At 65.4% G+C, this 22,308-nt stretch carries 17 protein-coding genes and 2 tRNA genes; 12 read left to right on the top strand and 7 right to left on the bottom strand.

The genetic code is table 11. From position 1 onward, the window contains the following. Window positions 1-84: 84 nt before the first annotated feature. The 3 genes from CXK94_RS10050 (at window position 85) to CXK94_RS10040 (ending at window position 3,404) form a co-directional block, all read left to right on the top strand. A complete protein-coding gene (locus CXK94_RS10050) occupies window positions 85-597 on the top strand; it encodes a CvpA family protein (RefSeq protein WP_102894231.1) in 513 nt (170 codons plus the stop codon). Between the two features lie 67 nt (window positions 598-664). Next, a complete protein-coding gene (purF, locus tag CXK94_RS10045) occupies window positions 665-2,170 on the top strand; it encodes an amidophosphoribosyltransferase (protein ID WP_102894230.1) in 1,506 nt (501 codons plus the stop codon). A 22-nt stretch (window positions 2,171-2,192) separates the two neighbouring features. Next, on the top strand, window positions 2,193-3,404 hold the full coding sequence (locus CXK94_RS10040) for an O-succinylhomoserine sulfhydrylase (RefSeq protein ID WP_102894229.1): 1,212 nt from the start codon (window positions 2,193-2,195) through the stop codon (window positions 3,402-3,404). Between the two features lie 116 nt (window positions 3,405-3,520). Here the strand turns inward: CXK94_RS10040 and gspD are convergent, their stop codons facing one another. Beyond that, entirely contained in the window at window positions 3,521-5,455 is a 1,935-nt protein-coding gene (gene gspD / locus CXK94_RS10035) for a type II secretion system secretin GspD (RefSeq protein WP_102894228.1), read from the bottom strand. A gap of 3 nt (window positions 5,456-5,458) precedes the next feature. Beyond that, a complete protein-coding gene (locus tag CXK94_RS10030) occupies window positions 5,459-6,100 on the bottom strand; it encodes a type II secretion system protein N (RefSeq protein WP_102894227.1) in 642 nt (213 codons plus the stop codon). Window positions 6,101-6,361: 261 nt separating this feature from the next. Here CXK94_RS10030 and CXK94_RS10025 point away from each other — a divergent pair. Beyond that, window positions 6,362-6,437 (top strand) — tRNA-Val (locus CXK94_RS10025). Between the two features lie 36 nt (window positions 6,438-6,473). Next, window positions 6,474-6,550, top strand: a tRNA-Asp gene (locus CXK94_RS10020). A 201-nt stretch (window positions 6,551-6,751) separates the two neighbouring features. On the opposite strand, the gene CXK94_RS10015 is transcribed toward CXK94_RS10020, so the two are convergent. Beyond that, window positions 6,752-8,866, bottom strand: coding sequence for a TonB-dependent receptor family protein (locus CXK94_RS10015; RefSeq protein WP_102894226.1), 2,115 nt, complete (start codon window positions 8,864-8,866; stop codon window positions 6,752-6,754). Between the two features lie 500 nt (window positions 8,867-9,366). Between CXK94_RS10015 and CXK94_RS10010 the strand changes: the two genes are divergently transcribed. After that, window positions 9,367-11,502, top strand: coding sequence for a putative bifunctional diguanylate cyclase/phosphodiesterase (locus tag CXK94_RS10010; RefSeq protein ID WP_037037557.1), 2,136 nt, complete (start codon window positions 9,367-9,369; stop codon window positions 11,500-11,502). A 14-nt stretch (window positions 11,503-11,516) separates the two neighbouring features. Here the strand turns inward: CXK94_RS10010 and CXK94_RS10005 are convergent, their stop codons facing one another. Together CXK94_RS10005 and CXK94_RS10000 are read right to left on the bottom strand one after the other, a co-directional pair. Then, window positions 11,517-11,849 carry a protealysin inhibitor emfourin gene (locus CXK94_RS10005; RefSeq protein WP_102894225.1) on the bottom strand — a complete coding sequence of 111 codons (333 nt, stop codon included), beginning with the start codon at window positions 11,847-11,849 and terminating at the stop codon, window positions 11,517-11,519. Window positions 11,850-11,858: 9 nt separating this feature from the next. Then, a complete protein-coding gene (locus CXK94_RS10000) occupies window positions 11,859-12,905 on the bottom strand; it encodes a M4 family metallopeptidase (RefSeq protein WP_102894224.1) in 1,047 nt (348 codons plus the stop codon). A gap of 205 nt (window positions 12,906-13,110) precedes the next feature. On the opposite strand from CXK94_RS10000, the gene CXK94_RS09995 reads away from it, so the two are divergent. The 3 genes from CXK94_RS09995 to CXK94_RS09985 are packed head-to-tail and all read left to right on the top strand — an operon-like array spanning window position 13,111 to window position 15,710. Further along, window positions 13,111-14,550 carry a cytochrome ubiquinol oxidase subunit I gene (locus tag CXK94_RS09995; RefSeq protein ID WP_102894223.1) on the top strand — a complete coding sequence of 480 codons (1,440 nt, stop codon included), beginning with the start codon at window positions 13,111-13,113 and terminating at the stop codon, window positions 14,548-14,550. Between the two features lie 3 nt (window positions 14,551-14,553). Then, window positions 14,554-15,561 (top strand): cytochrome d ubiquinol oxidase subunit II, encoded by a 1,008-nt coding sequence (gene cydB, locus CXK94_RS09990; RefSeq protein ID WP_102894222.1) that lies wholly within the window; start codon window positions 14,554-14,556, stop codon window positions 15,559-15,561. Further along, the gene (locus CXK94_RS09985) at window positions 15,561-15,710 is read left to right on the top strand and encodes a DUF2474 domain-containing protein (protein ID WP_037037551.1); all 150 of its coding nucleotides are present in this window, start codon (window positions 15,561-15,563) and stop codon (window positions 15,708-15,710) included. The genes cydB and CXK94_RS09985 overlap by 1 nt, the downstream gene beginning before the upstream one ends. A 288-nt stretch (window positions 15,711-15,998) precedes the next feature. Here the strand turns inward: CXK94_RS09985 and CXK94_RS09980 are convergent, their stop codons facing one another. Beyond that, window positions 15,999-17,045, bottom strand: a complete 1,047-nt coding sequence (locus CXK94_RS09980) for an AraC family transcriptional regulator (protein WP_102894221.1) — start codon at window positions 17,043-17,045, stop codon at window positions 15,999-16,001. A 1-nt stretch (window position 17,046) separates the two neighbouring features. Beyond that, window positions 17,047-18,054: a carbon-nitrogen hydrolase gene (locus CXK94_RS09975; RefSeq protein ID WP_037037548.1), complete on the bottom strand. Its 1,008-nt coding sequence runs from the start codon at window positions 18,052-18,054 to the stop codon at window positions 17,047-17,049. A gap of 183 nt (window positions 18,055-18,237) precedes the next feature. Between CXK94_RS09975 and CXK94_RS09970 the strand changes: the two genes are divergently transcribed. The 3 genes from CXK94_RS09970 to CXK94_RS09960 all read left to right on the top strand — a co-directional run bounded on the left by CXK94_RS09970 (window position 18,238) and on the right by CXK94_RS09960 (window position 22,304). Further along, window positions 18,238-20,268 carry an NADPH-dependent 2,4-dienoyl-CoA reductase gene (locus CXK94_RS09970; protein WP_102894220.1) on the top strand — a complete coding sequence of 677 codons (2,031 nt, stop codon included), beginning with the start codon at window positions 18,238-18,240 and terminating at the stop codon, window positions 20,266-20,268. Between the two features lie 57 nt (window positions 20,269-20,325). Continuing rightward, a complete protein-coding gene (locus CXK94_RS09965; protein ID WP_102894219.1) occupies window positions 20,326-20,745 on the top strand; it encodes a nuclear transport factor 2 family protein in 420 nt (139 codons plus the stop codon). A 200-nt stretch (window positions 20,746-20,945) separates the two neighbouring features. Continuing rightward, window positions 20,946-22,304 (top strand): chromosome partitioning protein ParA, encoded by a 1,359-nt coding sequence (locus CXK94_RS09960; RefSeq protein ID WP_102894218.1) that lies wholly within the window; start codon window positions 20,946-20,948, stop codon window positions 22,302-22,304. Window positions 22,305-22,308: the final 4 nt, after the last annotated feature.

Below are 22,308 nucleotides of genomic sequence, written 5' to 3'. Positions count from 1 at the left end.
TATCTGGCTGGGGATTTTCGACGCTTACCCCCAGGGACGCGCTCTGCTAAAATACGCCGCCTTTCCTCCTTTGCAGAAGACGCCGTGGCTTTCACCTGGGTCGATTGGGTCATCATCGTTGTCATCACCCTATCCAGCCTGATCAGTTTGAAGCGTGGCTTCGTGAAGGAAGCGCTTTCGCTGCTCACCTGGATCGTTGCCGGCGTGGTTGCCTGGATGTTCGGTGGTGCGCTGTCCCACCACCTTGCCGAATACATCAGCACGCCCTCGGCGCAGGTCATTGCGGCGTGCGCGATACTCTTCGTAGCCACCCTGCTGGTGGGGGCCTTGGTGAATTTCCTGATCGGCGAACTGATCAGGGTTACCGGATTGTCGGGAACCGATCGTTTTCTCGGCATGGTATTTGGCGCCGCACGCGGTGGATTGCTGGTCGTGGTACTTGCCGGCCTGTTGAGTCTGGCGCCGGTGCAGCAGGATCCGTGGTGGCGTGAGTCGACACTGTTGCCCCATTTTCTATTGATCGCCGACTGGTCGAAGAACCTCATTCTCGGGTTCAGCGGCCAGTGGTTCGCCAGTTCGCTCAACCCGTCCGGTTGAGCCATTTCTACGGATGCCCGGCCTGTCGTGGTATCCGGTTAGCCTGTAAAACTGAGAGGTTCCTTGCATGTGTGGCATCGTCGGCATCGTCGGTAAGTCGAACGTCAATCAGGCGCTGTATGACGCGCTTACCGTACTGCAGCACCGCGGCCAGGACGCAGCCGGTATCGTGACCAGCCATGACGGCCGTCTGTTCCTGCGCAAGGACAACGGACTGGTTCGCGACGTATTCCAGCAGCGCCACATGCAGCGCCTGGTCGGCAACATGGGTATCGGCCATATCCGTTATCCCACCGCCGGCAGCTCCAGTTCCGCCGAGGCCCAGCCGTTCTACGTCAACTCGCCGTACGGCATCACCCTGGCGCACAACGGCAACCTGACCAACGTCGACCAGTTGACCAAGGAAATCTACGAGTCGGACCTGCGCCATGTGAACACCAGCTCCGATTCGGAGGTGCTGCTCAACGTCTTCGCCCATGAGCTGGCGGTGCGCGGCAAGCTGCAGCCGACCGAGGAAGACGTCTTCGCCGCGGTGAGCAAGGTGCATGAGCGTTGCCGCGGTGGCTACGCGGTGGTGGCGATGGTGACCGGCTATGGCATCGTCGGCTTCCGCGACCCCAATGCGATCCGCCCGATCGTCTTCGGCCAGCGGCATACCGACGAGGGTGTGGAGTACATGATCGCTTCGGAAAGCGTATCGCTCGATGTTCTGGGCTTCACCCTGATCCGCGATCTGGCCCCTGGCGAGGCGGTGTACATCACCACCGACGGCAAGCTGTTCACCCGCCAGTGCGCGGAGGCGCCGAAGCTTGCGCCATGCATCTTCGAATACGTCTACCTGGCGCGCTCCGACTCCCTGATGGATGGTGTTTCGGTGTACAAGGCACGCCTGCGCATGGGTGAGAAACTGGCCGACAAGATCCTGCGCGAACGCCCCGAGCACGATATCGACGTGGTTATCCCGATTCCCGACACCAGCCGCACCGCCGCGCTGGAGCTGGCCAATCGCCTGGGCGTGAAGTTCCGCGAAGGCTTCGTCAAGAACCGCTACATCGGCCGGACCTTCATCATGCCGGGCCAGGCCGCGCGCAAGAAGTCGGTACGCCAGAAGCTGAACGCCATCGACCTGGAGTTCCGCGGCAAGAATGTGCTGCTGGTGGACGACTCCATCGTGCGCGGCACCACCTGCAAGCAGATCATCCAGATGGCCCGCGAAGCGGGGGCGAAGAACGTCTACTTCTGCTCGGCGGCGCCGGCGGTGCGTTACCCGAACGTGTATGGCATCGACATGCCCAGCGCCCACGAACTGATCGCGCACAATCGCACCACCGAGGAAGTCGCCGAGCTGATCGGCGCCGACTGGCTGATCTACCAGGATCTGGAGGACCTCATCGATGCGGTGGGCGGCGGCAAGGTCAAGATCGAGCACTTCGACTGCGCGGTATTCGATGGTAAGTACATCACCGGCGACATCGACGAAGCCTATCTGCACAAGATCGAGCAGGCGCGCAACGACCTGAGCAAGGCCAAGACCAACGCGGTCAGTGCCATCATCGACCTGTACAACAACTGATTCACGCCTGAGAGAGACGACCATGACAACTGAGTGGGAAGCCGGGCGGCTGGACAGCGATCTCGAAGGCGTCGGGCTCGACACCCTGGCCGTGCGGGCGGGGCAGCGGCGCACGCCGGAAGCCGAGCACGGCGAGCCATTGTTCTTCACGTCGAGCTACGTTTTCCGCAGCGCCGCCGATGCGGCTGCGCGCTTTGCCGGCGAGGTGCCGGGCAATGTCTATTCGCGCTACACCAACCCGACGGTGCGTGCCTTCGAGGAACGCATCGCCGCGTTGGAAGGCGCCGAGCAGGCGGTGGCCACGGCGTCCGGCATGTCGGCCATTCTCGCCACGGTGATGAGCCTGTGCTCGGCGGGCGACCATGTGCTGGTGTCGCGCAGTGTCTTCGGCGCGACAGTCTCGTTGTTCGAGAAGTATTTCAAGCGCTTCGGGGTGGAGGTGGAGTATGTGCCGCTGACCGATTTCCCGGCCTGGGAATCGGCGTTCAAGGGCAATACCAAGCTGGCATTCGTCGAGTCGCCCTCCAATCCGCTGGCCGAACTGGTGGACATCGCCGCCCTGGCCCGGCTCTGTCATGCCAAGGGTGCGTTCCTGGCGGTGGACAACTGCTTCTGCACGCCGGTGTTGCAGCAGCCGCTGGCGCTCGGCGCGGATATCGTCATCCATTCGGCGACCAAGTACATCGACGGCCAGGGCCGTTGCCTGGGCGGCGTGGTTGCCGGGCGCAACGAGCAGATGAAGGAAGTGGTCGGCTTCCTGCGTACCGCCGGGCCGACGCTCAGTCCGTTCAACGCCTGGGTGTTCCTCAAGGGCCTGGAAACCCTGCGCCTGCGCATGCAGGCCCATTGTGCCAGCGCCCAGCAGCTCGCCGAATGGCTGGAGCAACAGCCGGGGGTCGAGCGTGTTCACTATGCGGGGCTGCCCAGCCATCCGCAGCATGAGCTGGCGAAGCGGCAGCAGAAGGGCTTCGGTGCGGTACTGAGCTTCGAGGTGGCCGGAGGCAAGGAGGGCGCCTGGCGCTTCATCGACGCCACCCGGTTGATCTCGATCACCGCCAACCTGGGCGACAGCAAGACCACCATCACCCATCCTGCCTCGACCACCCACGGTCGGCTCTCTGCCGAGGAGCGGGAGAACGCCGGCATTCGCGACAGCCTGATCCGCGTCGCGGTGGGCCTGGAAGACGTCGCCGACCTCAAGGCCGACCTCGCCCGGGGCCTGGCGGCGCTCTGAACGCGCCCCTACAACAAAAGCACCAGGCCGCCAGCCTGGCCTACGCATCCGGCGACGCCGTTAGGCAGGGGGCGTTGGGCCAGGCTCGATCTCGAAGTCCCTGAGGGCCGCCGTCCTCACTGGCGCAGGTCGATCGCTGGCGCCGGCTCGCCCTGGCCGTCGAAAAGCTGCGAGGGGTTGGCCGGCAGGATGGTCGGGCTCGCCAAGTCCGTCTCGATCACCCGGATGTCGCTGTACTTCTTGCCGGACAGGGCCGCCAGGCCGGCGCGGTCGCGGATCACCGTCGGGCGCAGGAAGACCATCAGGTTGCGCTTGATGTGGGTTTCCTGGGTCGAGCGGAACAGGGCGCCGAGCAGTGGAATGTCGCCCAGTAGCGGCACCTTGGCATTGGTGCGGGTCACGTCGTCCTGGATCAGGCCGCCGAGCACGATCACCTGGCCGTCCTCGGCGAGAATGGTGCTCTTGATCGCGCGCTTGTTGGTCACCAGGTCCACCGCCTGGGCGGTCAGGCTGGCGCTGGGGGCGATCGAGGAGATTTCCTGCTCGATCTGCAGCCGCAGCGTGGCGCCTTCGTTGATGTGCGGCGTGACCTTGAGCGTGACGCCGATGTCCTGGCGCTCGATGGTGGTGAAGGGGTTGGTGGCCCCCGAGGCGTCGGTGGTGTAGGAACCGGTCTGGAAGGGCACGTTCTGGCCGACGAGTATTTCCGCTTCCTGGTTGTCCAGCGTCAGCAGGCTCGGGGTCGACAGCAGGTTGCTCTTGCTATTGGAAGAGAGTGCCGTGATCAGCGCGCCGAAGCTGCGGCTGCCGATGCCGATGATCGCGCCATCGGGCAGGTTGCTCGGGATTTCGTTCTCGTTGATGGCGTTCAGTACGCTGCCCACCGAAATCCCGGTATTGCCGAAGTTCACCCCGCCGGCGCCACCGGTGCTGCCGCGTGCGTCGATGGCCCATTGCACGCCGAGGGCGTCGGTGATGTCGCCGGAAACCTCGACGATGGCGGCCTCTACCATGACTTGCGCGCGCGGGATGTCCAACTGGCGGACGATGCTTTCCAGGGTGCCGATCAACTCCGGATCGGCCAGCAGCACCAGGGCATTGAGGCTCTCGTCGGCGCGGATCAGGATGTTTTGCGGCCTGCCGCTCGGGGTTTCGCCGCCTTCGGGGGCCGTCAGGCCCTCGGAGATGTCGCCGAGGGTTTCAGCCAGCGACTTGGCGTCGTTGTGACGCAGGCGGATCACGCGCGTGTTGGCCGAGCGCGTCGTCGGCGTATCCAGGCTCTGGGCCAGCGCGGCGAGCTTGCCACGAGCGTCGCGGGGGCCGATGAAGATCAGCCGGTTGGTGCGCGAGTCGGCGATGATCTGCACGCCGGATGGGCTTTTCGTTTCGCCGCGGATCAGCGCGTTTCTCAATACTTCGGCGATGTCCACCGCCCAGCCGTGCTGAAGGTTGAGCACCTCGTAATCGCCGCTTTCGGCCTGGTCGAGTTGGCGCACCAGGTCCTGGATACGAGCGATATTGGCGCTGCGGTCGCTGATGATCAGCGCGTTCGCCGAGGAAACCGCAGCGAGGTGACCGTATTGCGGAACCAGCGGGCGGATCAGCGGAATCAGCTCGGCGGCGGAGGTGTGCTGCACCTGGATCACCCGCGTCTCCAGCTGGTCGCCACCGGTGGGGCCGCCACCGGCCTCGGCCTTGGCTTCGGCATTGGGCACGATGCGGGCGACGTCACCCTGGGTGAGAACGCTGAAGCCGTGCGTCGCCATCACCGAAAGGAACAGCTGGTAGACCTCGCTCAGCGACAGGGTCGCGTTCGAGACCACGCTGACCTGGCCCTTGACCCGGGGATCGACGATGAAGGTCTGCCCGCTGAGTTGGCTGATCTGGTCGATGAACGCACGGATATCGGCATCCTTGAGGTTTATGGTCCAGCCGTCCTGCTGGGTGCCGCTCGGTTCGATACCCGGTTCGGCAGCGAGCAGGGGCAGGGGGGCGGCCAGCAGGCCGGTGGCGAGCAGGACAAGCAGCGGGCGCGAGAGAGGCTTGGGCATCGGTCAATCGTCTTCCGTGGGCTGGTCGTTGGCGGGCGCGGGATCTGTCTGGTCCACGGCTTCTTCGAGTTGCTGGCGCAAGGCGTCCATCTGTTGCTGCATCAGCTGTGCATCCTCGGTTTGTGACTCGGCAGGGGGTTGTTCGTCCAGATACGCTTCGGGCGGTTCGTCGGGGATGTAGGTCGTCGGGCGAACCTGGGGAAAGTGCAGGGTTTCGACATGGCCGTTGCGCAGGATCTCCACCCGATCCGGATACACGGCATGCAGGCTGATGCCGCTGTCCAGTGCCTCGCCCTGCCAGTAGAGCCGGGGTGGCTGGCCTTCGAGCTGGATGATCGCGCTGGAGCGTTGTGGCTCGGCATGCACGAAGCTGCCGCGCAGGGTCAGGCCGATGTCGCTAGCGGAGGGCGCGTAGCCCGGCGCTGGCGCGGCGGAGCCGAAGAGCGTTTCCAGTCGCTGCAGGTCAGGACGAGCGAAGTTGCCAAACGCCTGCTCGCCGCCGCCTGTCGGGGCTGAGGCTCGAACCAGGTGCAACCCGTGCTGAATCTGCATGGCCAGGTAGACGGCGAAGGCGCACAGCAACAGGGCGCTGATGATCCAGGGGACAGGGGGCCGGTAGTTGCGCAGCTTTCCTGGCAATGACAAGCGAAATACTCCGTGGCGCTTTGTTGTGGGTTCCCTTTGCGGCCAGCCTTGGCCCAGGCGTTGCTGTTCTTCCAGGCGCAGCCGTGGCCTTGGCGCGGTGAAATCCTCAGGACACTGACAGCGTTGGCGAGGCATGGTGCCCTGGGGCGGTTACAAAGCTGTGCGGCAATTGTAGTTGACTGTGCTTTTTCGAAAAAAATTCAATGCTGTTGTTGACTTACAGGTGGTGGGTGAGTAAATTGCGCGCCTCGCAAGGCGATCGGCTGATTAGCTCAGCTGGGAGAGCACCTGCATCACACGCAGGGGGTCGGCGGTTCGATCCCGTCATCAGCCACCAATCCTTGCGAGATACGGACGAAAGTCCGGCCGACGCGCAGCGGTAGTTCAGTCGGTTAGAATACCGGCCTGTCACGCCGGGGGTCGCGGGTTCGAGTCCCGTCCGCTGCGCCATATATCTCCGCCGTTTCCATGAAGCGGTGGAACATTGAAAGCTGCCAAGGGCAGCTTTTTTTATGCCCGTAGAAAAGGGCCTGTTGGGCTTTTGCGGGGGATCCGCAGATCGTCTCGGAGGGGAGGGTGGCGCTAGGCGCTTTCGCCGCCGAGTGCCCGCTCGACCGAAGGGTGCGAGCGGGCGTGGCAGAGCTCCAGCGACTAGAAGCGATAGTTCGCCGCCAGCGTCAGGGTGCGTCCGGGAGCCGGCTGGCGCCCCCATGGGCTGGTATCCATGCCGCGGAAGTAGTATTCGCGGTCGAACAGGTTGCTGATACCCACCGAGGTGGTCAGCACGTCGCCATCCCGCAGTCTGAATTCACGTTCCAGCGCGGTGTTCCACAGCCAGTAGCCGGGGATCTTGCCGACGGAGGCGCTGGCGTTCTCGTCCTCGCTGTTGGCGGCGTCGGTGAAGGCGCTGCTCACGTAGAGGCCGTCGAGGCTGTAGGTCCAGTGTTCGGCGAAGCGGTAGCGCCCGTCGATGGCGAACTGGTGCTTGGAAGAGAAGGGCACCTCGTTGTCGGCGAACTGCCCGGCGCGCTGTTCGGCATCCAGGTAGGCATAGCTGGCGTGCAGATCCAGCTGCGGCATGGCCTCGGGGGTCCAGAACAGCTGGGTCTCGAGCCCTTGGTGGCGGGTGCTGCCGAGGTTTTCGAAGCGTGTCGTTGTGGCGTTGTATTCGATCTGGTCCTTGAAGTCGATGCGATATACGCCCGCATCGATGCGCAGGCCATTCCAGGGCGTGAAGCGCACACCGGTTTCGTAGTTCCAGGCCAGCTCGGCGGCTACATCGCCGTCGTAGACGATCGAGGTGATCTGCGGCATGCGCAGCGAGCGCTGGGCATCGGCATAGAGGAACCACTGGTCGTTCAACTGGTAGCCGATGCTGAGGCCTGGCAGCCATTCCTCGGCGACCTTCTTCTGTGGCTTCTGGGTCACGCCGTTGACCTTGCCCTCATATTCCATGGTGGCGTGTTCGTAGCGCATGCCGGGGGTGATGGTCAGGCGACCGTCGAGCAGGCTGATGGCGTTGCTGATGTAGGCGGCTTCGCCCTTGTCGTCGAAGGTCCAGTCGCGGAACTCGCTGCGGACACCGGTGTTCAGGTCTTCACGGTTGACCTTGAAGTCCACGTCCTCCCTGACCAGGCGCGCGCCGAGCACCCAGGTCTGGCTGACCGTGTCGCCGTCGATGCTCAGGCTCAGGCGCGGCTCGCTGCCCCAGACCCGGAAGTCGCGCGGTGCGTCCTGCAGGGTGGCGGGGGAGGCGTCCGGAGTGAACGGCAGGCCGACGATGAAGTTGCGATAGCTGTGCTGGACGAAGTTGGTCCAGCTGAACTCCACGCTGTCGAAGGGACCGAAACTGCCGAGGTACTGGTTCCAGGTGGCCCAGACACGATCGGTGTCGCCCTCGAAGCGGTCGAGTTCGCGGGTCGACTGGCGTGGATCGTCCTTGTAGTCGGCCACGCTGAGCGCGCCGGCCAGGTCCACATCGGCGATGTAGCGCTGCAGACCGAAGCTCAGGCTGCGCGTGTCGTCGATGTCCCACAGGCCGCGCAGGCGGTAGTTCTGCACCTCGGTTTCCGAATGCTCGCGGCCGTATTCGCCGGTAAGGGTATTGAGGTCAAGCTGCAGGGCGAAGTTGTCGGTAACCCGGCCGCCCGTGCCGATATAGCTGTCCCACAACTGGCGGCCGCCAGCGGCGAAGGTGGCACGTTCCTGCAGGGTGGTTTCCCACTCGGTGGGGATCGGCGGGCTGATGAAGTTGATTACCCCGCCGACGTTGTTCGGGCCGTATTGCACGGCTGCGCCGCCGCGTACCACGTCGATGCGCTCGACGGTGGCCAGGGTCTGCGGGAACAGCGACAGGCTGGTCTGGCCATAAGGGCCGAGAGCCAGCGGAATGCCGTCGACCAATGCCTGCACGCGGCCGCTGCGGCTTTCGTACAGGCCCCGCACGGAAAGCTGCGGCAACACGCCGGTGCCGGTCTCGTCGAAAATCTTCACCCCCGGTACCCGCTGCAGGGCGTCGTCCAGGCCGCGTACGCTGGCCTTCCTCAGGTCCTCGGCCTCGACCACGCTGCGGCTGCCGGCGTAGGTCCGAACTTCTTCGTCGCTGGCCTGGCCGAGCACATCACCCTGGATGACGAGTGGGGCGAGATGGGCGGGCTTGTCCTGCGATTCACTTGCGCGGGTGTCCTGCGCCGCGCTCGCCGTTTGCGCGATGGCCAGTGCCAGCAGGCTTAGCGATAGACCGATTTGGGACGGGTATTTTCTCATGGTGGAATGAAGCTCCTTAATGTGGAGGCGAGACTCGGCTTCCTCGAGGCGAACGGAAGCAGGCCCTCGCACAGGTGGTGCAGCGCTGGTGTCTTGGCAGCAAGGAATGGTTGGCTAGTGGCCGATACGAGCGGTTCGCGGAGAGCGATTACGCGGTCGGGGTGAATTCTTGGTATTCAAATGCTAATTTTTATCTAATGAGAATACTTATCGATAATATTGTTAAGAAATGTAAAGATCAACCTGCCTGCGGACATCCTTCGAACTGCAGATAGCCTTGCGCTATGTTGGGGCGGCCAGTTCTGGAATGCTTGTTTTTGGGGCGATTCGCCATCCCTATGGGCGGCCGGCCAACGCAAAAGGGCGCGGGTGCCACGGCTGGAGCGGTTCTTGCTCTGCCAAACGCCTCATTTTGTTTCGCCTGTTGCATCGGCGATCACATAACTCGAAAGCCCACCCGCCCCGCTGCGGCGGTTTCATTTTTTGTTGCCTGCTCACCGATGACCCATAAAGACACTTCCAGAATCACCCGCCGCGGCAGTCTGCTGAGCAGTGAGGTGCTGGATCGCTCCCGCGTTCTCGACACGCTGGTGAACAATCTCGAAGGCATGGCCTATCGCTGCCTCAACAATGGGCAATGGACGATGATCTTCGTCAGCCAGGGCTGCCTGGGCTTGTGCGGCTACAGCGCCGCCGAACTGGTCAACGACACGATGGTGTCCTGGGAGCAGATCACCCATCCAGATGATCGCGCGCGGGTGAGGCGCAGCGTCGAAACGGCCATCGACGGGCTGGGGCGCTTCACCGTGCAGTACCGCATACGTACCGCGGCTGGCTACTTCAAATGGGTGATGGAGCGTGGCGTCGCGGTGCCGGACGAGCAGGGCGAGATCGTCATCGAAGGGTTCATCGAGGACATCACCGGGCAGAAGGCGGTACTCGAAGCCCTGGAGCAGGCCGAGCTGCGCTATCGCAGCATCTTCGAGAACGCCAGCGAGGGAATCTTCCAGTCGACCCGCGATGGCCGTTACCTGGCCGCCAACCCGGCGTTGGCGCGAATCTATGGGTACGACACCGCAACCGCACTGGTCGCCGACCTGGCCGACATCGAGCGGCGCCTGTATGTCGAGGGCGGGCGCCGCGAGACGTTCTGCCGGTTGATGGAACAACAGGGCGAGGTGCTCAACTTCGAGTCCGAGGTCTATCGGCGCGATGGCACGCGCATCTGGATTTCCGAGAATGCCCATGTCGTGCACGGCGCGAATGGCGAATTCATCTGCTATGAAGGCACCGTGCAGGACATCTCCGAGCGCAAGCACTACCAGCAGCAGCTCGAACGCCAGGCCAACCACGACCTGCTGACCGGCCTGCCCAATCGCATTCTGCTCAACGACCGCATCGAGCAGGGGCTGGCCCGCGCGGCGCGGCTGGGCTACTACCTGCCCCTGGTCTTCATCGACCTGGACAACTTCAAGTTCATCAACGACGGCCTCGGGCATGTCGCCGGCGACGAGCTGTTGAAGAGCATCGCCAAGCGTCTCGCCGGTAGCCTGCGCAGCTCCGATACGGTGGCGCGGGTCGGCGGTGACGAATTCGTGCTGGTACTCAACGATCATTACCGCATCAGCACGGTGATTTCGCTGCTGGAGCGGATGCTGAACGAGATTCGCCGCCCCGTGACCCTCGCCGGCCGCGAATTCCAGGTCGGGGCAAGCCTGGGGGTGGCGATGTTTCCCGATGACGGCGAGGATGCGCAGAGCCTGCTCAAGCACGCCGATATCGCCATGTATGCGGCCAAGAAGCGTGGCCGCAACAATTTCCAGTTCTTCACCCACGACCTCAACCGGATCGCCGACGAGCGCCTCAACCTGGAGGCGGCCATGCGCCTTGCCCTGGAGGGCGACGAATTCACCGTGCACTACCAGCCCAAGGTCGATGCCGCGTGCCGCATCGTCGGGGTCGAGGCGCTGGCGCGCTGGACGCATGCCGGGCTGGGGGTGGTCGGGCCGGACCGCTTCATCCCGATCGCGGAGGAAAGCGGGCTGATCATGCCGCTGACGCTGGCCATCCTGCGCCGTGCCTTCAGCGCCGCCCGCAGGTGGAACGAGGGGCGCGCCACGCCGCTGCTGGTGGCGGTGAACCTCTCGCCGCTGTTGTTTCTCGGCGACGATATCGTCGAGCGGATCGCCGCACTGCTGGAGGAGATCGGACTGTCGCCGGCACTGGTGGAGCTGGAGATCACCGAAACGGTATTTCTCGGCGACGGCGCGCGTGCGGTGGCGATCCTGACCGAGTTCAAGGCGCTCGGCTTCCGCCTGGCCATGGACGATTTCGGCACCGGCTATTCGTCGCTCAGCTATCTGCGGCGCTTCCCGCTGGACATCATCAAGATCGACCGTTCGCTGGTCACTGGCCTCGAGCACGAGGACGAGGTGGCGATGATCGCCCGCGCCGCCATCTCGCTGGGCAAGAGCCTGCGCAAGACGGTGGTCGCCGAAGGCGTGGAGAACCGGGCGCAGTTCGAATTCCTTTGCCGCCAGGGCTGCGATGAGTTCCAGGGCTTCCTGCTCTCGCGGCCGTTGCCCGAGGCGCAGGTCACCGCCTTGCTCGCGGCCGGCGGCGTGGTGCGGCTGTAGCGCCGTTCGCCACTTCAGCGCGCAGCGTTGGACGTGGTGCCGTCCCGCCAGAGCTGCACCAGCTCCTGCGGGGCGCGTTCCTCGGGAATCTGCAGGATCATCTCGGCGTCGACATCCTCGCGCCGATAGTGCAGTTCGATCCGGTAGTAGCGCTGGTCGCCGGCGCCGGCGGTCTTGCTGGCGACCGGCAGGCAGCGCTCGAGCAGCGTGCAGATGTCGCGACGCTGGGCGGCGTCGCAGCGGGCGAACTCGATCTGTCGCGGCCGCGTCAGGCCCGGCAGCGCGGCGAATCCACCCTGGCGCGACAGGCGTAGCGAGCTGTCGGGTCCCAATGCGGGCATCTTCATGCCGCCTCCTCAGTGTGGCTCTACGCCGACGTCGGCCCAGGCCTGGCGCAGCGCCTCGAATGGCTGCGACTGGGCGCCGAACACGCGTGCGGCATGGGCCAGGGTCAGCCTGGAAAAGGCGGCGAAGTCGGCGTCGTTGGGCAGTTGCGGGTCGCAGATGGTGTCGTACCAGATGCGCCCGGCCTGTTCCCAGGCATAGCCGCCCAGCGTGGTGGCGGCCAGGTAGAAGGCGCGGTTGGGGATGCCGGAGTTCAGGTGCACGCCACCGTTGTCCTCGCGGGTCTCGATGAAGTCGCGCATGTGCGCCGGCTGCGGGTCGCGGCCGAGCAGCGGATCGTCATAGGCGGTGCCGGGATGGGCCATCGAGCGCAGGGCGACACCCTGAACCTTGTCGGTGAGCAATTCGGCGCCGACCAGCCAATCCGCCTGCGCGGCCATCTGGCCCAGGCTGTGCTGCTTAGTCAGCACGCCGAAGACGTCCGATATGGATTCGTTCAGCGCCCCCGACTGGTTGAAGTAGACCAGCGCGGCCTCGCTCTCGATCAGCCCGTGGGTCAGCTCGTGGGCGATCACGTCCAGCGAGCGGGTGAAGCGCTGGAACAGCTCGCCGTCGCCATCGCCGAAGACCATCTGCTCGCCGTTCCAGAAGGCGTTTTCGTAGCCCTGCCCGTAGTGCACGGTGCCGATCAGCGGCATGCCCAGGTCGTCGATCGAATCGCGCTGGAACACCTGCCAGAAGAAGTCGTAGGTCGCGCCGAGCCCGTCGTAGGCCTCGTCGACGGCCGGGTCGCCGCTGGCCGGCTGGCCCTCGCGGCGCCGTTGCACGCCGGGCAGCTGCATGCGCTGTTTGGCGTCGTGGATGCGCCGTTGCGGGTGCCCGGGCGTGCGCTGCTCGCCAAGCTCGGCGATAGCGGTGGGGCGTGGCGGGCCGGGGTTGGGCAGCAGGCTGTGCAGGTGGTCGAGGGTGATGCGGGCGCAGCCGCGCTGGTAGGCAGAACCGCGATCGACGATGCGGTCGAGGATATACGGCGGGATGAAGGTGGAGCGGGTGTGCATCGGCGCTACTCCTCGTCTGGCGATGCTGCTTTGACCGTCAGCATAGCCCGGCCTTCGGCAGCGGATGCGGACGCCGACCGAAGGCCGGACAGCGGCATGCTACTGGCGGACGGGCGCACCCTTGGCGTCATCCGCTGTCACTTGTCCTGAACCCCGTGCCACCGGCCCGGTGCCGGGCGGGAGATCACTCGACGAGGAGTTGCCCATGTTCGGTCTGGAAGCACTGGAGCTCGCGCGGATCCAGTTTGCCTTCACCATCTCGTTTCACATCATCTTTCCGGCGATCACCATCGGTCTGGCCAGCTATCTCGCGGTGCTCGAAGGCCTCTGGCTGAAGACCCGGCAGGAGGTCTACCGCGACCTCTACCATTTCTGGCTGAAGATCTTCGCGGTCAACTTCGGCATGGGGGTGGTCTCGGGGATCGTCATGGCCTATCAGTTCGGCACGAACTGGAGCGCGTACTCCGAATTCGCCGGCAGCGTCACCGGGCCGCTGCTCACCTACGAGGTGCTGACCGCCTTCTTCCTCGAGGCCGGTTTCCTCGGCGTGATGCTGTTCGGCTGGAACCGTGTCGGCCCGCTGCTGCACTTCTTCTCCACGGTCATGGTGGCGGTGGGCACGCTGATCTCGACGTTCTGGATTCTCGCCTCGAACAGCTGGATGCACACCCCGCAGGGCCACGAGATCATCGATGGGATCGTGGTACCGGTGGACTGGCTGGCGATCATCTTCAACCCGTCCTTCCCGTACCGGCTGGCGCACATGGCGGTGGCCGCGTTCCTCGCCACGGCGTTCTTCGTCGGCGCCTCGGCGGCCTGGCAGCTGTTGCGCGGGCGGGACAACCCGGCGGTGCGCAAGATGCTGTCGATGGCCATGTGGATGGCCCTGCTGGTGGCGCCGGTGCAGGCGCTGATCGGCGACTTCCACGGGCTCAACACCCTCGAATACCAGCCGGCGAAGATCGCCGCGATCGAGGGCCACTGGGACAACTCCTCGGGCGAACCCACGCCGCTGCTGCTGTTCGGCTGGCCCGACATGGAAGCGGAGACGACCCGCTACAAGCTGGAGATTCCCTACCTCGGCAGCCTGATCCTCAACCACAGCCTGAGCGAGCCGATCCCGGCGCTCAAGGATTTCCCGCCCGCGGACCGGCCGAATTCGACGATCGTGTTCTGGACCTTCCGCATCATGGTCGCGCTCGGCCTGCTGATGATCGCCACCGGTATCTGGAGCCTGCTGCTGCGCCGTGGCGGGCGGCTGTACGCGTCGCGGCCGTTCCTGCGCCTGGTGCTGTGGATGGGACCTTCCGGGCTGATCGCGATCCTCGCCGGCTGGTACACCACAGAGATCGGCCGCCAGCCCTGGGTGGTCTACGGCCTGATGCGCACCGCCGATGCGGTGTCCAGCCACGGTGGCGGGCAGTTGGGACTGACCCTGGCGATGTTCGTCATCGTCTACTTCGCGGTGTTCGGCGTCGGCATGCTCTACGTGTTGCGCCTGGTAGCCAAGGGCCCGGTGCTCAGCGAGGGGCGCGGGAAGGGTGTCGGCGGGCCCGGCGAGCAGCGCACGCCGATGCGGCCGATATCCGCCGCGGACGAGGCGATCCACCATGAGCACGGCGATCAACTGGGCGAGAGGAATTGAGCCATGGGTATCGATCTTTCACTGATCTGGGCGGTGATCATCATCTTCGGCATCATGATGTACGTGGTGATGGACGGCTTCGATCTGGGCGTCGGCATCCTCTTTCCCTTCGTCCAGAACGGCGCCGAGCGCGACGTCATGATGAACACCGTGGCGCCGGTCTGGGACGGCAACGAGACCTGGCTGGTGCTGGGCGGCGCGGGGCTGTTCGCGGCGTTTCCGCTGGCCTATTCGGTGGTGCTCTCGGCGCTCTACCTGCCGATCGTCTTCATGCTGATGGGGCTGATCTTCCGCGGCGTGGCGTTCGAGTTCCGCTTCAAGGCCAGCAGGCGGCGCCAGCACATCTGGGACAAGGCCTTCATCGGTGGCTCGCTGGCGGCGACCTTCTTCCAGGGCGTGGTGCTGGGCGCCTTCATCAGCGGGCTGCCGGTGGAGGGCAGGAGCTATGCCGGCGGCGCGCTGGACTGGCTGACGCCGTTCTCGCTGTTCTGCGGCCTGGCGCTGATCATCGCCTACGCGCTGCTCGGCTGCACCTGGCTGATGATGCGCACCGCGGGCGACCTGCAGAAGCGCATGCACGACATCGGCGTGCCGCTGGTATGGGCGGTGCTGGCGGTCACCGGCATCGTCAGCCTGTGGACGCCGCTGACCCATCCGGACATCGCCGAGCGCTGGTTCAGCCTGCCCAACCTGTTCTGGTTCATGCCGGTCCCTCTGCTGGTGCTGCTGTGCACCTTCGGCCTGCTGCGCTCGATCCAGCGCTACGCCAACTACACGCCGTTCCTGCTTACCCTGGCGTTGATCTTCCTCGGCTACAGCGGCCTGGGCATCAGCCTGTGGCCGAACATCATCCCGCCGTCGGTGAGCATCTGGGACGCCGCCGCGCCCGCCCAGAGCCAGGGCTTCACCCTGGTCGGTGCGCTGCTGATCATCCCGCTGATCCTGATGTACACCGCCTGGAGCTATTACGTGTTCCGTGGCAAGGTCAGTGCCGAGGACGGTTACCACTGATGAAGGACGGGAACGAGCCGCAACAGAAGCCGCTCTGGCAGCGCATGAGCTGGCTGGTGCTGATCTGGAGCGGCAGCGTGCTGGCGCTCGCGGTCGTCGCCTGGCTGTTGCGCCTGGCGATGAACGCGGCGGGCCTGGCCGCGCCTTGACGGCACCTGCGCCGGGGTTGGGCATGATTGCACACGGGCTGCGCCGTTTTATGGCATGGGCGCTCGCTGGCACGGGTAATAGCGTCACCAATCGTTCATTTGCAGGCTGTAGGTTGTCTGGCACGAACCTTGAATTTCCTTGTGCAAGTTGCCAAGCCACTTTGCAGACTAGAGACGGAAGCTTTCCTATGGACGATTACCAGGACGAATTGCTCGAATGGCACGCGGCGGAGCAGGATTGCCCCGATTCGGCGGAGGATGCGGTCGAGCTATAGGGAGCCTGAGACTTCAGGTCTGCTCGGCCGGGTGCCGCTGGGTGCGCCGATAGTCGCCCGGCGTCTGCCCACTCCAGCGTTTGAAGGCACGCTGGAAGGCTTCGGCCGAGGAGAAACCGAGCAGCCAGGCGATCTCGCCGAAGGCCGATTCGGTATCGCGGATATAGGCCATCGCCAGGTCGCGGCGCGTATCGTTGAGGATCGCGCGATAGCTGGTGCCTTCCTCGAGCAACTTGCGCCGCAAGGTCCAAGGCGGCATCTGCAGGCGCCCGGCGATCTGCTGCAGGTCCGGCTCCTGCCCCTTGAGCAAGGGGCCGAGTAGCTGTGCCACCCGCTCGCGCAGGCTGCGGGTACGGGTGCGGCGCTCCAGTTCGTTCTCGCAGAGTTCCAGCAGATGGCGCCAGGTGCCCGGGCAATGCTCCGGGTTGCGCAGGGCGAGGGTGGCCTTGTCCAGGTGCAGCTGGTTCGCCGCGGCGGCGAAGGTCACTGGGCGACCGAACAGCGCTTCGTAATGCGCGGCATACGCCGGTGCCTCGAACTCGATGTGGATCGCCGTCGGTACCAGTGCCTGCCCGGCCAGGCGCGCGAGCTGCGCGACCCAGCTGGCCAGCACGGTATCCACCACGAAGCGGTTGTAGGCGTTGTAGGGGCTGATCGAATAGAAGCGCAGCCAGGCGCCCGAGGCGTCTTCATGGAAGCTGGAATGGCCGCGGTAGTTGGACGCGTAGAGGGGCTCGAAGCGGATCAGCGCTCGCGCGGCTTCGCGCACCGTCGGCGCCTGCGCGGCGGCGATGCCGGCCAGGCCGAGATGCCCCGGCTTGCGCAGGCGGCCCATCTCCAGGCCGAGCGCGGGGTCGCCGGCGAGCTGGATGGCCGCGTGGCCCAGGCGCATGTAGCGCGGAATCGACAGCCGTGCCTGGGGTTCGGCGAGGCGTTCGGCATCCAACCCGTAGGCTTCCAGCAGCGGCCGGGCATCCAGGTCGCGCAGCTGCAACGCCTCGGCGAGGCTGTGCACGAAACCCACGGACAGATCCCCCAGCCGCACCCGTTGCGCATTCATGTCAGTCACCGAGCCAGAGATTGCTTATCTGCACCGGGATGCCAGGCCCGGGCGGGGCGGGGCGGCGGGGCGAGCCGAGCAGGTTCCAGGGCAGGCCGAGGGTCCGCACGGCCATGTGCGGAATGGCCTCGGGCAGGCCGTCGAATGTGCCGTCGCAGTGGGCTTGCGGGTTCGCCGGCGCGCCGGGAATGGCCAGCAGCTGCGCCGTGGCGGGTATTGGCTGCAGATAGGCGTCGCAACCCAGCAGCACCGCCAGCGCGCCGGCCGGGGTATCGATGGTTGGCCGCGGCCCGATGACGGGCGCGATGCTGTAGCGGCGCTCGTAGCGGCTCAGCGCATGCTTGTACTGCAGCGCTCCGAGCGGCTTGCCGTGGGCGTCGAAGGTCAGGCTGACCTGCCGCAACGGCCCCTTGCCGGCCCGCAGCCGCTCGCCATCCAGATAGGGCTCGGGCAGCACGATCGAGCCGGCCACCAGGGTCACGCCGAAGCGCGCGGCCAGTTCGCCGAAGATACGCTGGTAGTCCTCGGCCATCCGCCGGGCCTTGAGCTGCAGCACGGCGCCGGTGCGCCGATCGTCGCCCTGGTGGCCGGTCAGTGCGCGCAGGTAGTGCCCCGGGTTGCTCAGCGCCATCCATTGCATGGCATCGCGCAGGGTGCGGGCCTGCTGCACTTCCGGCTTCTCACCGAGGGCGAACAGCCCCGTGCCGACGTGCTCGGGCAGCACCACGATGGTCTTGTCGTTGAGCAGGCCGGCGTCGGCGGCCTGCTGCAGGTAGGTGGCGAACTTCAGCTGCAGGCGCTCGCGGCTCTGGTAGTCGGCCGGCTGCAGCCGTGTCTCGATGCCGAGCAGGTTGCCGGCATCGCCCGGCTGGCCGCGGCTGTCGATCGGCAGGGTGCGCAGGTCCGACAGCAGCGGACCGCTGCGGCGGTCGCGCGTCCAGTCCAGGTAAACGGCGAACGCGGCGCCGGCGAGCACCAGCAGCAGGAGTAGTTTGATCGAGGTACGCATGGGCCTGGCGACAGTCGATGGACGGCTCAGCCTAGGCAATGCAGGCCATATTGCCAAGCCGTTTTGCGCTGAAGGATCAGAAAGTTGTCACTTTCGATCATTGAGCGGGGCGCAAGTGCTGTTTATCGTCGCTGCATACCGACCGCAGCCCCATGAGGCTCGGCGCTTCGATGAGGACAGACCATGACCGCTTTCCCGAATCTGCTGGCTCCGCTCGACCTGGGTTTCACCACCCTGCGCAACCGTGTGCTGATGGGCTCCATGCATACCGGCCTGGAGGAGATGCCCAACGGCTTCGAGCGGATGGCGGCGTTCTTCGCCGAACGCGCCCGCGGCGGCGTCGGCCTGATCGTCACCGGCGGCGTCGGGCCGAACGAGGAAGGCTCGGTGCGCGCCGGTGCGGCCAAGCTGTCCACGCCGGAGGAAGCCGAGGAGCACAAGGTGGTCACCCAGGCGGTGCACGAGGCGGGCGGCAAGATCTGCATGCAGATTCTGCATGCCGGGCGCTACGCCTATAGTCCGCAACTGGTCGCGCCGAGCGCGATCCAGGCGCCGATCAACCCGTTCACGCCGCGCGAGCTGGACGAGGAGGGTATCGAGAAGCAGATTCGCGACTTCGTCAACTGCGCCAGCCTGGCCCAGCGCGCCGGCTACGACGGCGTCGAGATCATGGGCTCGGAAGGCTACTTCATCAACCAGTTCCTGGTCGCCCATACCAACCATCGCAGCGACCGCTGGGGCGGCAGCTACGAGAACCGCATGCGCCTGGCCGTGGAGATCGTGCGCCGCGTGCGCGAGGCGGTCGGCCGCGACTTCATCATCATCTTCCGCCTGTCGATGCTCGACCTGATCGAAGGCGGCAGCACCTGGGAAGAAGTGGTGCAACTGGCCAAGGCCATCGAGCGGGCCGGCGCGACGCTGATCAACACCGGCATCGGCTGGCACGAGGCACGAATTCCGACCATCGCCACCAAGGTGCCGCGCGCGGCCTTCACCAAGGTCACTGCCAAGCTGCGCGGCGAGGTGGGCATTCCGCTGGTCACCACCAACCGTATCAATACCCCGGAAGTGGCCGAGCGGGTGCTGGCCGAGGGCGATGCCGACATGGTGTCGATGGCGCGGCCGTTCCTTGCCGATCCGGAATTCGTCAACAAGGCGGCCGCCGGCCACAGCGAGCGCATCAATACCTGCATTGGCTGCAACCAGGCCTGCCTGGACCACACCTTCAGCGGCAAGCTGACCACCTGCCTGGTCAACCCGCGCGCCTGTTACGAAACCGAGCTGAACTACATCCCGACCACGGCGATGAAGAAGATCGCCGTGGTCGGTGCCGGGCCGGCTGGGCTGGCGGCTGCCAGCGTCGCCGCCGAGCGCGGCCATCGGGTGACGCTGTTCGATGCCGCCGGCGAGATTGGCGGCCAGTTCAACGTCGCCAAGCGTGTGCCGGGCAAGGAGGAGTTCCGCGAGACCCTGCGCTACTTCCAGAACCGGCTGCAGGAAACCGGCGTCGAGCTGCGCCTGAATACCCGCGCCAGCGCCGAGTCGCTGTTGGCCGAAGGCTTCGACGAGATCGTCCTGGCCACCGGCATCGTCCCGCGCACCCCGGAGATTCCCGGCATCGATCATCCGAAGGTGATCGGCTACCTGGATGCGATCCTCGAGCGCAAGCCGGTCGGCCAGTGCGTCGCGGTGATCGGCGCCGGCGGCATCGGTTTCGACGTCTCGGAATACATCACCCACGACGGGCAATCCACCAGCCTGGATCGCGAGGCCTTCTGGAAGGAGTGGGGCATCGATCTCGGCCTGTCGGTGCGCGGCGGCGTCGCCGGCATCCAGCCGGCGCCCCATGCGCCCAGGCGCCAGGTCTATCTGCTGCAACGCAAGAAATCCAAGGTCGGCAACGGCCTGGGCAAGACCACTGGCTGGATTCACCGCACCGGGCTGAAGAACAAGCACGTGCAGATGCTCAATGCGGTCGAATACCTGCGGATCGACGACGCCGGGCTGCATATCCGCGTGGCCGAAGGCGCGCCGCAGGTGCTGCCGGTGGATACGGTGATCCTCTGCGCCGGCCAGGAGCCGCTGCGCGAGCTGCAGGCAGGGCTGGAAGCCGGCGGTGCGCGGGTGCACCTGATCGGCGGTGCGGATGTCGCCGCCGAGCTGGATGCCAAGCGGGCGATCAACCAGGGCTGCCGCCTCGCCGCCGCCCTTTGAAGCCGCCGCCCCGTCCATGCGGGGCATTTCGCCTACCCGACCCGGAGCAAATAGCCGATGAATAACGCAGTCGTACTACAACCCGAGGCCGCCGCCAGCCTGCAGGCCTGGCACCGGATGGTCGCTGCCGGCGACCTGGGCGGCCTGCCCGAGTTGCTGCATCCGAAGGCGGTGTTCCGCTCACCGATGGCCTACAAGCCGTATGAGGGCGCGGCTGCGGTCAATCTGATCCTCAATACGGTGCTCAGGGTGTTCGAGGATTTCCGCTATCACCGTGAGCTGGTCAGCGCGCAGGGACGGGATGTCGTTCTCGAGTTCAGCGCCCGCGTGGGGGATCGTGAGCTCAAGGGCATCGACATGATTCGCTTCGACGAGGTGGGCAGGATCGTCGACTTCGAGGTGATGATCCGCCCCATGAGCGGCTTGCAGGCTCTCGGCGAAGAAATGGGGCGCCGGCTCGCGGCATACACGGGATGAGTTAGACGCTCATCGCAAAATCGGCAGGGCCACCCATCGCCCCGCACCGCGATGGCCGGGGCACTGCCAACCCAGTCACATTGCCTGCCCGAAGTTTTCCCCTAAACTTGCCGCACCAACGAGACGGTGCCGGCTTTGCAAGGCCGTGCCGCCCCGGAAATCGCTGCTCGCAAATTGCGGGCGATAGAAGGATGTCGAGCATGCAGAACAAACCGCAGATGGTCGAAGCCGTGCTGTTCTACGGCGACGACGGCATCTGCAAGGAAATGCTGTTCCCGGAATTCGAAGCGGTCCTGGACGGCGTGGTCAACCTGCCCGAGTTCGCCGACCGGCAGATGCGTGCGGTCTACGTATTGATCAATCCGCGGTTGCAGGTACGTGCCGCGGTGTTTTTCTGTCTCGACTTCAACGAGGACGGTTCCGCCGACGATGGCTGGAATATTCCTCTGCGCCAACTGGCCGAACGCACCGGCCGCGGCCCGGACATGGGGGCCGGGCCGATTCGCCTGGCCTGCCGCAGCCAATGTCCGGTGTCCTGGCACCAGATGCACATGTGGGACCCCAGGGTAACTCCCGAGCGCAACGACCTGCTGTTGTTGCGCGAGCGTGTCAAGCGCAACCAGCTGGGCCTGCTGGTCGAGGACGAGGCGCCACTGGCGGTACCGGCCGAGCGCTTGCAGATGGTTGCCGAAGATACCTGGTACGCCGCCGACGCCGCCAAGCAGAAGCTCGCCAAGCGCGCGGAGAAGCTCGAGCAGGAGCAGCGCCAGAAGGCTGCGCTGCTGATCAAGCAGCAGCGCCAGCGCATCGCCAACCTCGAGCGCCAGCGCGAAGAAGAGGTGCTCAAGCTGCGTACTGCCGCGGACAAGGAGCACAAGCGGCTGCAGGATGAGATCCAGGCATTGCAGCAGCAGCTGCAGCAGCAGGCCGAGATCAACAGCGGCCTGCATGCGCAGATCACGGCGCAGGCCGCGAGCTTCCAGAAGGCGCGCGAGGAGATGAGCAAGCAACTGCGCACGCTGGAAATGAATGGCCGCGTGGAAGCGGGCGCCGCCCGTGAACAGTTCGAGCATGAAGCGCAGGCACGCATTGCCGCGGCGGTCGCCGAATACAAGGAGCAGGTGGCGATCCGCGACGTGGAACTTGCCTATCGCAACGAGCTGGATGCGCAACTGGAGGAGGAAGTCCAGCGCCTCAAGCGCGAATGCGAGACGTTGAGTCGCAGTGGCGATCAGGTGCTGGAGGAGCTGTCGCGCCAGGGCGTGGTGTTCACGGCCTACCATCCGGGGGCCGGGCACCTGACCATCGCATTGCCGGACCTGGCCCGCTACCGGGCCAATCCCCTGGCTTATGCCGCCGCCAAGTGCTTCGTCTCCGAGGAACAGTATCGCCAATGGCTGGAGCACTATCAGAAGCCGGCATGCGTGGCCACGCTGCCCAGCGGCGAGCGTTGTGCAATGCCCCTGGACAAGGTCGATACGCCGAGCCGCTTCGTGATCGGTGAGTCCAATTGCTGTGCCCGCCACGGCAAGGAAGGCCGGCAGCGCACCGGCAGCTGAGCGT

This window comes from Stutzerimonas stutzeri, assembly GCF_002890915.1.
Lineage (GTDB): Bacteria > Pseudomonadota > Gammaproteobacteria > Pseudomonadales > Pseudomonadaceae > Stutzerimonas > Stutzerimonas stutzeri_AF.
The sequence above is the reverse complement of the archived record's forward strand: the minus strand, read 5'-3'. Positions and strand labels throughout refer to the sequence as shown.

Coding starts and splice junctions, on each gene's coding strand:
- cydB (WP_102894222.1), top strand. CDS start 14,554: ATGGGTATCGATCTTTCACTGATCTGGGCGGTGATCATCATCTTCGGC.
- CXK94_RS10040 (WP_102894229.1), top strand. CDS start 2,193: ATGACAACTGAGTGGGAAGCCGGGCGGCTGGACAGCGATCTCGAAGGC.
- purF (WP_102894230.1), top strand. CDS start 665: ATGTGTGGCATCGTCGGCATCGTCGGTAAGTCGAACGTCAATCAGGCG.
- CXK94_RS09980 (WP_102894221.1), bottom strand. CDS start 17,045: ATGAATGCGCAACGGGTGCGGCTGGGGGATCTGTCCGTGGGTTTCGTG.
- CXK94_RS10005 (WP_102894225.1), bottom strand. CDS start 11,849: ATGAAGATGCCCGCATTGGGACCCGACAGCTCGCTACGCCTGTCGCGC.
- CXK94_RS09975 (WP_037037548.1), bottom strand. CDS start 18,054: ATGCGTACCTCGATCAAACTACTCCTGCTGCTGGTGCTCGCCGGCGCC.
- CXK94_RS10000 (WP_102894224.1), bottom strand. CDS start 12,905: ATGCACACCCGCTCCACCTTCATCCCGCCGTATATCCTCGACCGCATC.
- CXK94_RS09970 (WP_102894220.1), top strand. CDS start 18,238: ATGACCGCTTTCCCGAATCTGCTGGCTCCGCTCGACCTGGGTTTCACC.
- CXK94_RS10010 (WP_037037557.1), top strand. CDS start 9,367: ATGACCCATAAAGACACTTCCAGAATCACCCGCCGCGGCAGTCTGCTG.
- CXK94_RS09965 (WP_102894219.1), top strand. CDS start 20,326: ATGAATAACGCAGTCGTACTACAACCCGAGGCCGCCGCCAGCCTGCAG.
- CXK94_RS09995 (WP_102894223.1), top strand. CDS start 13,111: ATGTTCGGTCTGGAAGCACTGGAGCTCGCGCGGATCCAGTTTGCCTTC.
- CXK94_RS09960 (WP_102894218.1), top strand. CDS start 20,946: ATGCAGAACAAACCGCAGATGGTCGAAGCCGTGCTGTTCTACGGCGAC.
- CXK94_RS10015 (WP_102894226.1), bottom strand. CDS start 8,866: ATGAGAAAATACCCGTCCCAAATCGGTCTATCGCTAAGCCTGCTGGCA.
- CXK94_RS09985 (WP_037037551.1), top strand. CDS start 15,561: ATGAAGGACGGGAACGAGCCGCAACAGAAGCCGCTCTGGCAGCGCATG.
- gspD (WP_102894228.1), bottom strand. CDS start 5,455: ATGCCCAAGCCTCTCTCGCGCCCGCTGCTTGTCCTGCTCGCCACCGGC.